Annotated in this window: 11 protein-coding genes and 1 pseudogene; 7 read left to right on the plus strand and 5 right to left on the minus strand. The window is 71.5% G+C overall.

Annotated features, from left to right (window positions below):
• The first annotated feature begins 36 nt into the window (after positions 1 to 36).
• The 4 genes and pseudogenes from J2S57_RS19265 (at position 37) to J2S57_RS19285 (ending at position 4,570) form a co-directional block, all read left to right on the plus strand.
• Entirely contained in the window at positions 37 to 2,241 is a 2,205-nt protein-coding gene (locus tag J2S57_RS19265; RefSeq protein WP_307244936.1) for a fibronectin type III domain-containing protein, read from the plus strand.
• A 147-nt stretch (positions 2,242 to 2,388) separates the two neighbouring features.
• Positions 2,389 to 2,895, plus strand: coding sequence for an META domain-containing protein (locus J2S57_RS19270; protein WP_307244938.1), 507 nt, complete (start codon positions 2,389 to 2,391; stop codon positions 2,893 to 2,895).
• Positions 2,896 to 2,999: 104 nt separating this feature from the next.
• Positions 3,000 to 4,029: pseudogene (locus J2S57_RS35380) on the plus strand (arabinan endo-1,5-alpha-L-arabinosidase).
• 136 nt (positions 4,030 to 4,165) lie between these two features.
• Positions 4,166 to 4,570, plus strand: coding sequence for a nuclear transport factor 2 family protein (locus tag J2S57_RS19285; RefSeq protein ID WP_307244943.1), 405 nt, complete (start codon positions 4,166 to 4,168; stop codon positions 4,568 to 4,570).
• Here the strand turns inward: J2S57_RS19285 and J2S57_RS19290 are convergent.
• A complete protein-coding gene (locus tag J2S57_RS19290) occupies positions 4,567 to 5,127 on the minus strand; it encodes a hypothetical protein (protein ID WP_307244945.1) in 561 nt (186 codons plus the stop codon). The two genes, J2S57_RS19285 and J2S57_RS19290, sit on opposite strands and share 4 nt — an antisense overlap.
• Positions 5,128 to 5,295: 168 nt before the next feature.
• Here J2S57_RS19290 and J2S57_RS19295 point away from each other — a divergent pair, with 168 nt between their 5' ends.
• Positions 5,296 to 5,871, plus strand: a complete 576-nt coding sequence (locus tag J2S57_RS19295; protein WP_307244947.1) for a GNAT family N-acetyltransferase — start codon at positions 5,296 to 5,298, stop codon at positions 5,869 to 5,871.
• Between the two features lie 21 nt (positions 5,872 to 5,892).
• On the opposite strand, the gene J2S57_RS19300 is transcribed toward J2S57_RS19295, so the two are convergent.
• Entirely contained in the window at positions 5,893 to 6,960 is a 1,068-nt protein-coding gene (locus J2S57_RS19300) for an alpha/beta hydrolase (RefSeq protein ID WP_307244948.1), read from the minus strand.
• A gap of 180 nt (positions 6,961 to 7,140) precedes the next feature.
• Here J2S57_RS19300 and J2S57_RS19305 point away from each other — a divergent pair, with 180 nt between their 5' ends.
• A complete protein-coding gene (locus J2S57_RS19305; protein WP_307244950.1) occupies positions 7,141 to 8,607 on the plus strand; it encodes a GGDEF domain-containing protein in 1,467 nt (488 codons plus the stop codon).
• Here the strand turns inward: J2S57_RS19305 and J2S57_RS19310 are convergent.
• Together J2S57_RS19310 and J2S57_RS19315 are read right to left on the minus strand one after the other, a co-directional pair.
• Entirely contained in the window at positions 8,593 to 9,297 is a 705-nt protein-coding gene (locus tag J2S57_RS19310) for a hypothetical protein (RefSeq protein ID WP_307244952.1), read from the minus strand. The genes J2S57_RS19305 and J2S57_RS19310 overlap by 15 nt on opposite strands.
• Positions 9,298 to 9,336: 39 nt before the next feature.
• A complete protein-coding gene (locus tag J2S57_RS19315) occupies positions 9,337 to 10,134 on the minus strand; it encodes a helix-turn-helix domain-containing protein (protein ID WP_307244954.1) in 798 nt (265 codons plus the stop codon).
• A gap of 320 nt (positions 10,135 to 10,454) precedes the next feature.
• Here J2S57_RS19315 and J2S57_RS19320 point away from each other — a divergent pair, with 320 nt between their 5' ends.
• Positions 10,455 to 12,137 (plus strand): RecQ family ATP-dependent DNA helicase, encoded by a 1,683-nt coding sequence (locus J2S57_RS19320; RefSeq protein WP_307244956.1) that lies wholly within the window; start codon positions 10,455 to 10,457, stop codon positions 12,135 to 12,137.
• Between the two features lie 38 nt (positions 12,138 to 12,175).
• On the opposite strand, the gene J2S57_RS19325 is transcribed toward J2S57_RS19320, so the two are convergent.
• A complete protein-coding gene (locus tag J2S57_RS19325; RefSeq protein ID WP_307244958.1) occupies positions 12,176 to 12,853 on the minus strand; it encodes a maleylpyruvate isomerase N-terminal domain-containing protein in 678 nt (225 codons plus the stop codon).
• Between the last annotated feature and the right edge of the window lie 44 nt (positions 12,854 to 12,897).

Below are 12,897 nucleotides of genomic sequence, written 5' to 3' on the forward strand. Positions count from 1 at the left end.
GCAACCGCCGATCCGGGCCAGGATGTCGCGGTACCAGTGGCTTTCGTCACGAAGACCACGCAGAAGGCGGCCAGTACGAGCAGTACCTACAAGAGCAGCGGCTTCCTGTCCGACCTCTTCGAGGCGATCAAGCAGGCGGCCGAGGCTGCCGCCCAGCGCGCCGCCGAACAGGCCGCCGCGCAGGCCGCAGCCGCCCAGGCGGCGAAGCTCCCGGCCCAGGTGACCGGGGTGGACGCGGTCGCGGGAGACGCGAAACTGGATCTGACGTGGGATGTTCCGTCGTCTAAGAAGGCCGTCACGAGCTACACGCTGACCTACGCGGCATCCGGGCAGTCGGCCCGCAGCAAGACGGTCACCGGCACCCGCAACTCCCTGACCGGTCTGGTGAACGGCACCAGCTACTCCGTCACGGTGTCGGCCACCAGTTCGGCCGGCACCGGCCCGGCCTCGAAGACGCTGACGGCCACGCCGCTCACGCTGGCGTCGGCCCCGTCCGGTGTCTCGGTCGACCCGGGCGACGGCAGCTTCACCGCGAGCTGGAAGGCTCCCCGCCAGACCGGTGGTGCCCCGGTGGACGGGTACGTGGTCACCGCCACCCCGGAAACCGGTGCTGACGTCGTCCGCAAGCTCGAAGGCACCGACACCACGGTGACCGGCCTCACCAACGGAAAGCCTTACCGGGTGCGGGTGGCCGCGGTCACCGCGGCCGGCACCGGTGCCGCCACCGACCCGGTGACCGCCACCCCGCTCACCGTCGCCCAGGCCCCCGACGACCTCGCGGTCGACGGTGGCGACGGTGAGTTCACCGCCCACTGGAACGCCCCCGCCCAGACCGGCGGGGCACCCGTCACCGGGTACCTCCTCACCTATGTCACCGCCTCCGGCCAGGAGATCGTGCAGCGCGTGGCCGACACCCAGGCCACCGTCGGGGGCCTCACCAACGGCACCGCCTACCAGGTCAGCGTGGCCGCGATCACCGCCGCCGGCACCGGCGTCAGCTCGCTGGTGGCCTCGGTTCTCCCGAAGCCCACCGTGGTCCCCACCCCGGAACCGGCCGAACCGGCCGTGCCCGCCACGTCCAGGTCGCTGGTCTCGGCCGGCTGGAACGGCAGTGGCCAGCTGCTCACCGGAGCCACCGACACCGTCGCCCACCCCGGCCTGACCGGCATGCTCGAGAAGGACAACCCGCTGGCCCCGCGCACCATCAGCGACCTGTCCGTCGGCGAGTACGCCACCTGCGCCGTCTCCGAGGGCACGGCCTACTGCTGGGGCACGAACCCGGACGGGCAGCTCGGCAACGGCAGCACCGCCTCCGCCCTGTCGCCCACCGCGGTCGGCGGCCTCCTGACCGGCAAGACCGTCACCGACGTCTCGGCCGGCGTGCGTCAGACCTGTGCGGTCGCCGACGGCAGCGCGTACTGCTGGGGCGCCAACAGCACCGGCCAGCTGGGCAACGGCACCACCACCGCCAGCACCACCCCGGTGCGCGTCGCGGGCCTCCTCGACGGCAAGACCGTCAGCAGCGTCAGCACCCAGCTCGGCCACACCTGCGCCCTCGCCGAGGGCAAGGTCTACTGCTGGGGCGACAACAAGTGGGGCCAGCTCGGCAACGGCTCCACGACGCTCAGCACGCTGCCCGTCGCCGTCACCACCACCGGCGTGCTGAAGGACAAGACCGTCACCGACCTCAGCACCGGCTACCTGCACAACTGCGTGATCGCGAGCGGCGCGGCCTACTGCTGGGGCTACAACGCCTACGGCGGCCTGGGCAACTTCAGCACCGACACCAGCTCGGTACCGGTCGCGGTGAACACGACCGGCGTGCTCAAGGGCCGCACGGTGACCGGCATCGACTCACGCAGCTACTCCTCCTGCGCGGTCGCCGACGGCGCGGCCTACTGCTGGGGCTACAACGGCTACGGCCCGCTGGGCACCGCCTCGACCGGCAACAGCGCCTTCCCCGTGGCCGTCGACGCCACCGGCGCGCTGAAGGGCAAGGTCATCACCCAGGTCACCACCGGATACGTTGCCAGCAGCCCGTACTCGGCCACCGGCTGCGCACTCGCCACCGACGGCACCGTGGCCTGCTGGGGCACGACCAACACCTACGGCAACCTGGGCAACGGCACGGCCGCCGGCTCCGCCACCCCGGTCGCGGTCCCGACCGGATCCGAACTGGCCGGCCGCACCGTCACCGCCATCTCCACGAACGGGCGCACCACGTCCCTCCTGACCCGATAACGACCCGACCAGCCACCCGATCAGCCACCCGATCAGCCACCCGATCAGCCACCCGACAGACATCCGACCAGCACCCGGCAGGCACCGCCGGAACCCGCACCTCCCCTGGGACGTCCAAGGGGAGGTGCCGGGTTTTGGAGGATCCCCATGAAGCGAATGATCTGGCTGGGAGCGTGCGTCGTGCTGGCGCTCGCCGGGTGTGGGGACGACCCGGTCACCCCGGGTGCGGACGTGAGGGAGAGCGTGCGGGGCACCTGGTACCCGTCGCGGATCACCGGGTGGACCGTCTCGGCGTTCGGAAAAGCCACCTACGACAAGGCCTATCTGACCTTCGGGGACGAGGAGTGGCAGGCCGGCGACGGGTGCAACGAGCAGCGCGGCACCTATCACCTCGAGGCCGACGGGACCTTCGAGATGACGTCCGGCGCGTCCACCGAGATCGGGTGTGCCAACGTGCCGCACGTCGACGTGATGGAGTCGTCGACCCGGCTGCAGGTGGTGGGCCGGACGTTGGTGTTCTCCGCCCCCGGCCGCTCGCCGGAAGAGATCGCCCGCTACACGCGCACCGTCAGTGAGCCCGAGACCGCGACCACCGCGTCCGCCGTCGACGAGGTGCGCAAGAAGTCGGAGCCCGCCGTGCCACCACCCCCGTGAGATCAGCCTTGACCCGGATTTGATCCCCGCCGGGGCAACCCGCGCCGCTCCCCACCCGACCTGGAGACCAGAACGTGATCCCCTGACGAACCAGGAAAGGTGCTATGTCCAGCGTCTTCTCACTCCGGCCGGGAAAGCGCCGGTGGCGTCTGACCGGGCTGCTGGCCGCGGCCCTGGTCACGGCCGCCGTCGTGCCCACCGCGCTGCACCTGCGCCCGGCCGGCGCCGCGGAGTACCCGGGCCCGGGCGTGGTGTCCGGCAACACCGCCGTGCACGACCCGTCGATGGTCAAGGGCCCGGACGGCACGTACCTGCTGGCCGCGACCGCGCCCGGTCTCGCCCTGCGCACGTCCACCGACCGCACCAGGTGGACCTACACCGGCCTGGCGTTCCCCAACGGCAGCGCCACCTGGACGGACGAGTACACCGGCACGTCGAACGGCAACCTCTGGGCGCCCGACCTGTCGTACCGCAACGGCACGTTCTACCTGTACTACGCGGCCTCGTCGTTCGGTAAGAACAAGTCGGCGATCTTCCTGGCCACCAGCACCACCGGCAAGCCCGGCAGCTGGACCAACCAGGGCAAGGTCTACTCCCACCACGACCAGCGACGACCACAACGCCATCGACCCCAACCTGGTCGTCGACCGCAGTGGCAAGTGGTGGCTCTCGCTCGGCTCGTTCTGGACCGGCATCAAGATGATCGAGCTCAATCCCTCGACCGGTAAGCGCATCTCGAGCAGCTCCACGGTGCACAGCCTGGCCGCACGTCCCGGCAACACCGCGCTCGAGGGCCCGGCGATCATCTACCACGCCGGCTATTACTACCTCTTCACCTCGTGGGACGCCTGCTGCAAGGGCACGAGCAGCACCTACAAGATCACGGTGGGCCGCTCGAAAACCATCACCGGCCCGTACAAGGACCGGCCCGGCAAGCTCCTCACCGACGGCGGCGGCACCCAGATCCTGGGCACGCACGGCACGATCGTCGGTCCGGGCGGGCAGTCGCTGATCCAGGACGGCGACGGTGACGTGCTCGTCTACCACTACTACGACGGCGCCGACAACGGCACCGCCAAGCTCGGCATCAACCGCCTGAGCTGGGATTCCTCGGAGTGGCCGGTCGTCTCCTGAGACACCTGACCGAGATCGGGCCCCCGCCGTCCGCCCGGGCTGTCTGCTCAGGGCCGACGGCGGGTGCTTGATTTCGGACGCGCCGGTCGGGAAGGCTGGTTACCCGCACCTTTTCGAGGGGTTCTGGGGGACGACGATGAGCTCGGTCCTGAGTGAGCTGGTTCAGGCATCCGAAACCGGTACGACGGCCCTGCGTGAGGCGCTGGCCCGCGTCGTGGCCGAGGAGATCGAGGTGCTGCACGAGCCGCCCGACCCGAACGACGGGGTGTACCCGTCGGCGACCCTGCTGCAGGTCCTGGCCCAGCGGGCCGAGCTCTTCGTGAAACTGATGCCCGACTACGCCGAGACCCGGCAGATCACCGCCGACGGTGACGAGATCACGATCGCCCTGCGGTTCACCGGCACGCTGCCCGACGGCACCCCGGTCGCGGTCGACGGCACCGACACCCTGCTCGTGCGCGACGAGAAGGTGGTGCGGCTGACCGGCCGCTTCGACTCCGAGCAGATGCGGCCCCTGCTCCAGGCCCTCGGGGTGGCTTAGGAGACGTCGAACCGGCGTTGTTCCCCGGCCACTTTCAGCGTGAGGGTGGCCGGGTCCTCGGCGCGCGGCACCAGAAAGCGCAGCTTGACGGTCTTCGACTGACCCGCTGCCACGGTCGCGACGTCTTCGGTCGTGCTTGCGTACGAGTGCGCCATGTCGGTGCGCAGCGACTGCCCCGCGCCCTCCACCGGCACCGGCAGGCCCGACTCGTTGCGCACCGCCACCGAGATCGTGACCAGGCGTTGCGACCCGTCGGCCGGCTCCTTCGGGGTGGTCACCCGGGGCGCGGCCGGCACCGAGGCCACGAGCGTCACCTTCTGCGCCGCCGGCCCGTTGCGCAGCTCACCCTCGATCGTCTCCTCCGCGCCCAGTTTCGTGGCCGGTGCCAGGAACGAGGGTAGCTCGCCGTAGTGCAGCATGATCGCCGCCGCGAAGATCAGCCCGGCCACCAGCAGCGCCGAGAGCATCCCGCCCCAGCTGCCGCGGGAGTCCTCGGGGCGGCCGGCCGGACGTGGCGCGCTGCCCCGGGTGCGGTTCCGCCCGCTGGTCGTCGCCATGATCGCCGTCGTCGCCTTTCCACCGGTTGCCCCCGTTGAACCCGGTCTGCATCGTCCGTGCTCCCGGTCGGCAAAGGCAAGTCCGGAGGCCGTGCTCGTTCGTCACGCCGGGGGATGTCCGAGGTGCCGCGTCGTCCGCTGTTTGCCCTGAATGGTGACAATGGGCCGATGGATGTGCGAACGGCCGTCGCCGCCGACCTGCCCGCCCTGTCCTCGGCACTCGCGGACGCCTTCGCGGACGACCCCCTGTGGACCTGGATGATCCCCGAGCGCCGGCGCCACACCCGGCTCCGCCGGGTGTTCGGAGCGCTGCTCGAGCACAGCATTCCCCGGGGGAACGTGACCACGACCCTCGACCGGCAGGCCGTGGCCGTCTGGTCGGCGCCGGGGGAGTGGAAGCTGCCTCTGCCGGCGGTGCTGCGGTCGGCCCCGCACATGGTGCGCGGTGCCGGTCTGCGCCTGCCCCGGCTGCTGGGACGGCTCGGCGAGGTCGAGCGGGCCCACGAGCAACTACCGCCCGGCCACTGGTACCTGGAGATGATCGGCACCAGCGACCGGGCCCGCGGGCAGGGGCACGGAACGGCCCTGATGGCCGAGGCCTTCGCCCGCTGGGGAGGCCTGCCGGTCTACCTGGAGTCGTCGAACGAGCGCAACCTGTCGTTCTACCGCCGCCACGGCTTCGAGGTGACGGGTGATCTGGCCGTGCGTTCGGGCCCGCCGCAGTGGACGCTCTGGCGGGACTAGCTCCTCACGCGGATCGCAGGGTCACCGGCCCAGGGCCTCGTCCAGGAACGCGCGGATCACGTCGAACGACGGGGCCGGGCGGTCGGAACGGGTCACCGATCCGTCGGCGCTCGTGTGCACCGTGACCGAGAGGTCGCCCGGGGAGCCGAGATACGCGTCCGTGTGCTGGGCCTCGTGCACCAGGGTGAAGGTGGCGCGTGCCTTGGCGTCGGTGTAGGCCGCGAACAGGATCTGTGACTGATGGTGAGGCACCAGAGGGTCTTTCGTGCCGTGCGCGATCCAGATCGGCGGCGCCTGCGCGGTGACGTAGGCGGCCGGGTTCGCGCGACCGGTGGCCTCGGGGTCGGACCGGATCGCGAAACCCATCAGCTTCGACTCCGGCGACGAGGCCGGATCGTGCTTCTGGCCACCGGGGATGCGGTGCGCGTCCATCTGCAGGAAGTCGGTGGGGCCGAACAGGTCGACCACCGCCTGCACCGCGCTCGAGACCTCCGGATTGCCGAGATCGCCCTCCAGGTCGGTGTTCCCGGCCGTGACCCCGGCCATCACCGCTCCCCAGCCCCCGCTGCTCGTGCCCATCGTGGCGAAACGCCCGGTGTCCAGACCGTATTCACCCGCCTGGGCCCGCAGGAAACGGATCGCGGCCTTGATGTCGTGCACCTGGGCCGGGAAGACCGCCTGGCTGCTGCTGCGTACGTTCACCCCGACCACCGCATAACCGTGCGGCGCCCAGGCCCCGGCCAGGCCCTCGGCGGTGGTCGCCCCGCTCAGCTCGGTGGTGAGGTTCTTGGTGTCGTCGCTGCCGAACGCCGACCCGGCCTGGAAAATGACCACCGGGAAAGGGCCTTCGCCCGACGGCACGTAGAGGTCGAGCAGGTGCGCCCGTCCGACCGGGTCGGCGTAGGCGAGATCGGCGTGACGGGTGTAGCCCGGCCCGTCGGTGACGGTCGGGGTGGGCGTGCTGGAGGACGACGGGCGCGAGCCGCGGGAACAGGCCGCCAGGGCGACGGTCACCAGGGCGCCGAGACCGGCCCGGCGGGTGAGACCGGGTGATGAGGCCAGGCGGGCACGGGAGACGGTCGGGAACATGGGGACAGGCTACGTTCGGGATCCGTCCGAGGGGAGTTCCCGTTCTCAGGGACGTCTCAGCCCTTCCGTCGCGTGACTGCTGGAGTCCGTGTCCTGGCTCGAGATCGCCTCACTGCTCAAGCCGGTCCGCCCGTTCGCCGACAACCCGGCGGGGACCCACGAACAGGGGCTGGGGGAGTATTGGGGACGCGTCTGGGGGACGGTGCTTCGTGGACCGGGCGGTCCGACAGCACCCGGGCGCGTTCGCGCTGGATGTTCGGCCTGCTCACCCTGGCCTCGACCGCCTTCACCACGCCGCACATGCTGGCGGCCTCCGGCGACGACCGGGGCCTCCTGCTCGCGGCCCTGACGGTGCTGTTCGTCTCCTGGACGCTCAGCTACCGGCTCTCCCGGGTGACGGTGCTCAACGACGTGGCCGAGGCCGCCGCCCTGACCGGGGTGATGGCCTGCCTGGACGAGCCCGCGGTCGCCTTCGGTTTCGTCTTCCCGATGATCTGGTTCCGCGCCCTCTACGACTCCGGCCCCCGGGTGGTCTGGCGCGTCCTGCTGTTCGAGATCTCGCTGGTGATGGAACTCCCGGCCGCGCACTACCTGGGCCAGCCCGACGACCCGCACGCCTGGGCCTTCCTGCTCGGCGGGATGACCGGTTACGTCGCCAGCGGTCTGGCCGGCTTCCGGGCCGGCCAGGAGAGCGCGGCCCGCGACGCGGCCGCCTGGCGGGAGCGGATGATCTCGGAGAAGGGGACGCAGTTGCTGGGCCTCACCGATCCGGTCGCCATCCGGCAGATCACCTGGGACGCCCTGAGCGGGATCGTCGGCACCGCACCGGAACTGAGGGTGCTCAAGGTCGACCTCCTCGATGGTGAGCTGGTGGTCGACCGGTCGGCGGGCTCCTTCCCCGCCCTTCCGGAACGGCTGGACGCCTCGATCGTGCGCGAGGACGAGGTGGCGAGCCGGGCGCTGGACGCGGCGGCCGGCCGGGTCTGCGTCTGGGACCTGCTGTCGTTCCCGGGGTACGGCAGCCCGGCCTACGTCCTGATCGGCCACCCGCACCGGCTGGATTCCGACCTGCTGTCGGCGGTGCGCAGCGTCTGCAACCAGGCCGCGCTCGCCTTCCAGAACAGCCGCGTGCACAGCCAGCTCAGCGTCCAGGCCCTCACCGACGGGCTCACCGGCCTGGCCAACCGGCAGGGCTTCACCGAGGCCGTGGCCCACCTGACCAGTACTCGCGACGAGCGTCCGCTGGCCGTGCTGTTCATCGACCTCGACGACTTCAAGGAGGTCAACGACACTCTCGGGCACCAGGCCGGCGACGAGCTGCTGCACCAGGTGGCCCGGTTGCTGCGCAGTGTGACCCGGGCCGACCTGGACGTGGTGGCCCGGCTCGGCGGTGACGAGTTCGCGATTCTGCTGCACAACACCTCTCAGCAGGTCGCCGAGCAGGTCGCCGAGCGGATCGTGGTGGGGGTCTCGGTGCTGGAGGTGGCCAGCGGGCTGAGCGTGGGCGCGAGCATCGGGGTGGCGATGGCCTCGCCCCGGGTCGGGATCGACGACCTGCTGGTGCACGCCGACGTCGCCATGTACGCGGCGAAGGCCCACGGCAAGGGCCGGATCCAGGCCTACCACCCGGGGCTACTGCCTACCTAGGGCCTCGTCCGTGGTGGCCAGGATCCGCTCGGCCAGGGCGGTGGCGCTCTCGAGCGACGCCCCGTCACCGTCGAGAACGAGGTGGTAGGTACGGTCTTCGGTGTACCAGTACAGCGAGTTCCGCACAGGCGTCCAGGAGGCGAACTCGCCCAGCCCGTACACGGATTCGGCCGCACCGGCCTCGATCCGCTCCTTCTCGTACTCCACCGGCGGGGCCGGCCGGTCGCCGCTCGGGCTGCGGAGCGATCCCGACGACAGCGAGACGACGGTGTCGCCGACCGTCCAGGCGCAGCTGTCGTCGTCGATCCCGTCGTCGCGGTGGTCGACGTCGCCGTCGAGTACGTGGTTCAGGTCGCCGGAGGGCAGCATCCGGCAGACGGGGTTGTCCCGCCCCGGGTCGCGCACGGCCTGCTGGATCCCCAGGCCGATCAGGGCCACCACGAAGACGCCGAGTCCGATGGACAGCGGCACCTGCCAGTTCTCGTTGTCCTCGCCCAGGGTGAACTTCGGGCGCGGACGTCTGATCGGTGGCTGGGGTGAGGGCTGAGGGACGCGTGGGGTGCCGTAGGCGGGCAGGTTCGCCGGTGCGTCACCCGGGGTTCCCCAGGACGGTGCCGTGCGTTCGTCCTGAATGCCGCCCGGCCCGGGGGGTTTCGATGGTTCCGGGGTTCCGTACGACGGGTTCGGCACGGTTTCATCCTGGTCGCCGCGTCCCGCACTTTCAAGATCTCAGGCCAGATGTGACGCGTTCACGCCCAGGGCGCGCGCGGTCGCCGCGTCCGCCGGGTAGAACGCCTCGATCGCCAGCTCCGACACCGTGATCTCGGCCGGGGTGCCGAACACGGTGGTGGTGCTGAGCAGCGACAGTTCGGTGTCGCCCAGGCGGTAGCGCAGAGGGACGAGCACGTCGGTGGACGCGGTGGCGTCACCACCGGGGTACTCCCGCAGCTCGTCGAGCAGTGCGGCCAGCACCGGGTCGCCGCTCGCGGTCAGCTGACCCTCCAGCCGGTGCAGCAGATGTCCGCGCCACTGGCCGAGATTCGCGATCGAGGGGGCCATGCCGTCCGGGTGCAGACTGAGCCGCAGCACGTTCACCGGCGGTTCGAGCAGGGCCGGGGCGCAGCCGCGGGTGAGCTCGTCGACGGCCGGGGTGGCCGCGATCATCTCCCAGTGCCGGTTCACCGCGATCGCCGGAAGCGGTTCGTGCGCGGCCAGAATCGCGTCGACGGCGGCGCTCACCGCGGCCAGCGGCGGGTCGCTCAGGCGGTGCTCGGCGTAGGCCGGGGCGAACCCGGCGGCCAGCAGGATGTCGTTGCGGCGCCGCAGCGGCACGTTCAGGTGCTCGCACAGGTGCAGGATCAGCGTGCTCGACGGCCGGGAGCGGCCGTTCTCCACGTAACTCAGGTGCCGGGTGGACACCTCGCTGAGACCGGACAGCTCCAGCTGGGTCAGGTGCCGCCGTTCGCGCCACCAGCGGATCATGCCCCCGGCGTCCCGGGCCGTCGGACTGAGCGACGTCGTCGTCATGTCCCGACGCTAACCGCCCGCCGTCGCGCCGTACATGACCTCCCGGGTCGTCCCGTCCTGACCCGGGAGGTCACCGGCCGGCGGCCGGGACGCATCCGGGAGTCCAGGCGTCCGTCGTCGGTGACCGGAGGATGGGCCCGCGCGCGGCCGGTTTCGACGTGCTGCCCGGCGGATCGGAGGGGAAGGTGGACCGCGCGCGGGGTTTCTGGACCAGGGACCCGCAGCGCCCGCTGCCCCGCAGTGACGTGACGACTACATGACGGTGGGTGGGGGAGTGCGCCGAGTGTGCTCTCCTGCCCGCTTTCCACCAGGATGGGCGTGTGAAGTTGGCTCCCCTCGGATTCCAGATCCGCAAGCTGGCCAAGACCCGGCTCGGACTCCAGCGTCTGCGCCCCGGTCAGGCCGAGGCCGTGAAGGCCCTGGTGAAGGGTCGCGACGTGCTGGTCGTGATGCCCACCGGCGCCGGCAAGTCGGCCGTCTACCAGCTCGCCGGGCTGATGCTCGACGGCCCCACCGTGGTGGTGTCGCCGCTCATCGCGCTGCAGCGAGATCAGCTGGCCGGCCTCGCCCGGCACGGTGAGGAGGCGGGCCTGGGCGGTGTGGCCGTGAACTCGGCGCAGAGCCGGGGCCGCACCGACGAGGCCTGGGAGACGCTCACGGCCGGTGACGCCGAGTTCGTCTTCCTCGCTCCCGAGCAGCTGGCCAACGCCGCGGTGCTGGAGAAGCTCGCCGAGCTGAAGGTGTCGCTGCTCGCGGTCGACGAGGCGCACTGCGTGTCGGCCTGGGGTCACGACTTCCGGCCGCACTACCTGCGCATCGGTGACGTGGTCGAGGCGCTCGGGCGCCCGCGCGTGGTGGCGCTGACGGCGACGGCCGCCCCGCCGGTGCGGGCCGAGATCGTCGAGCGGCTGCGCATGAACGACCCGGTGCGCATCGTCACCGGTTTCGACCGGCCCAACCTGAGTCTCGAGGTGCGGCGCTTCGTCGAGGCCCGGCACAAGGAGAAGGCGGTCGTCGAGCGGGTGGCCTCGCTCGAGGGCAGCGGGCTGGTCTACACCGCGACCCGCCGCTCCACCGAGGAGTACGCCGAGCAGCTGCGCCAGGCCGGGCGCACGGCGCAGGCCTACCACGCGGGTATGAAGGCGGCCGAGCGCGAGGAGGTGCACCAGGCGTTCCTCGACGGTGACCTCGAGGTGGTCGTGGCCACCTCCGCGTTCGGCATGGGCATCAACAAGCCCGACGTGCGCTTCGTGGTGCACGCCGACGTGACCGACTCGATCGACTCGTACTACCAGGAGATCGGCCGGGCCGGTCGCGACGGCGCCCCCGCCACGATCTGCCTGTACTACCGCCCCGAAGACCTCTCGCTGCGCAACTTCTTCGCCTCCGGCGGGCCCGACGAGGACACGCTGACCCAGGTGGCGGACTCGGTGCTGACCCACACCCGCGCCGACGGCTCGGTGGGGGTGTCGCAGCTGAAGGAGGAGCTCGACCTGTCCTCCACCAAGCTGACCAACGCGGTGAACCTGCTCGAGCAGGCCGGTGCGCTGAAGGTGGGCGAGGACTCGCAGCTGGCCTACACCGACGTGGCGGTCCCGGCCGCGGCCGCCGTGGTGGCGGCCGCCGAGGTCGACGCCGAGCACACCCGGATGGACCGCTCCCGCGTCGAGATGATGCGGGGCTACGCCGAGACCACCGGCTGCCGCCGCGAGTTCCTGCTCGGCTACTTCGGCGAGGAGTTCGAGAACCCCGAGGGGGGCTGCGACGCGTGCGACAACTGCCGCTCGGGCCTGGCCGACGATGACGACGACGAGCCGGTGGTGGCCGGGGCCCCGCGCTTCGACACGAACGACCGGGTGCGTCACCGCGAGTGGGGGCCGGGCGTGGTGATGCGTGACGAGAACGACCGGATCACCGTGCTGTTCGAGCAGGTCGGGTACCGCACGCTGGCGCTGGCCGTGCTGGCGGCCGACGAGGAACTGCTGGTGCACGAAGAGGTGTGAGCCGCCGACGACCTGGGGCCGGCGGGTCGTGCACGGTCTTACGCGAAGAGCGGGAACCGGCTCGCGTCGTCGCCCAGCCGACGGGTCTCCTCGTCGGTCAGGGGGCGGCGGCCGGTGCCGGTCAGGGCATAGGTGGTGTCGTCCCAGCCGAGCGGCTGGGGGCGGCCGAGCAGCCCGTCGAGCGTCTCGCGCACGACGCGCAGGGCGCCGGCGGGCGGGCCCGGCCGGTCCAGGCCGGTGAGCAGGTCGAGGTGATGCACGGCGGCCTCGACGACCAGCGTGGAGATCAGGTCGTCGGTGGTCAGGGTGTGGCCCTGGGTGCCGAGCAGCCCGGCCGGGTCGCCGCGGTTCGCGAGGACGATGACGGACGCGGTGGTCTCGGCGAACGTCTCGGTGAGGGCTTCCCAGGGGTGGGCCACCGCCAGTGAGCGGATCACCCGGATCTGGCGGTTGCGGCGGGCCGGGTCCGGAGCCGACGGCGCGAAGCCGGCCCAGTAGGTCACCGCGTCGCGGTCGGCCGGGCCGGGCGCCGGGGTGCCGAAGGCGACCAGGGCGCGCTGGGCGTCGCCGAGCAGGTGCACGAGCAGGTCGCGCACGCTCCAGCCGGGCAGTGCGGTGGGGCGCCAGCCGTCGTCCTCGGTGAGACCCCCGACCAGCGCGGCCAGTGACCTGTACACATCGGTCAAGTCGGTGACGACCGGGCGCTCGTCCGTCATCGCCCCAGTGTGCCTGACTCACACGAGCCGGGGGTTGTCCACAG

Origin of the sequence: Kineosporia succinea (genome assembly GCF_030811555.1) — a bacterium.
Classification (GTDB): domain Bacteria; phylum Actinomycetota; class Actinomycetes; order Actinomycetales; family Kineosporiaceae; genus Kineosporia; species Kineosporia succinea.

Bases quoted from the DNA above. Each gene is read 5' to 3' on its own strand.
- J2S57_RS19270 (WP_307244938.1), top strand. From the start codon at position 2,389: ATGAAGCGAATGATCTGGCTGGGAGCGTGCGTCGTGCTGGCGCTCGCC.
- J2S57_RS19285 (WP_307244943.1), top strand. From the start codon at position 4,166: ATGAGCTCGGTCCTGAGTGAGCTGGTTCAGGCATCCGAAACCGGTACG.
- J2S57_RS19290 (WP_307244945.1), bottom strand. From the start codon at position 5,127: ATGGCGACGACCAGCGGGCGGAACCGCACCCGGGGCAGCGCGCCACGT.
- J2S57_RS19295 (WP_307244947.1), top strand. From the start codon at position 5,296: ATGGATGTGCGAACGGCCGTCGCCGCCGACCTGCCCGCCCTGTCCTCG.
- J2S57_RS19300 (WP_307244948.1), bottom strand. From the start codon at position 6,960: ATGTTCCCGACCGTCTCCCGTGCCCGCCTGGCCTCATCACCCGGTCTC.
- J2S57_RS19315 (WP_307244954.1), bottom strand. From the start codon at position 10,134: ATGACGACGACGTCGCTCAGTCCGACGGCCCGGGACGCCGGGGGCATG.
- J2S57_RS19325 (WP_307244958.1), bottom strand. From the start codon at position 12,853: ATGACGGACGAGCGCCCGGTCGTCACCGACTTGACCGATGTGTACAGG.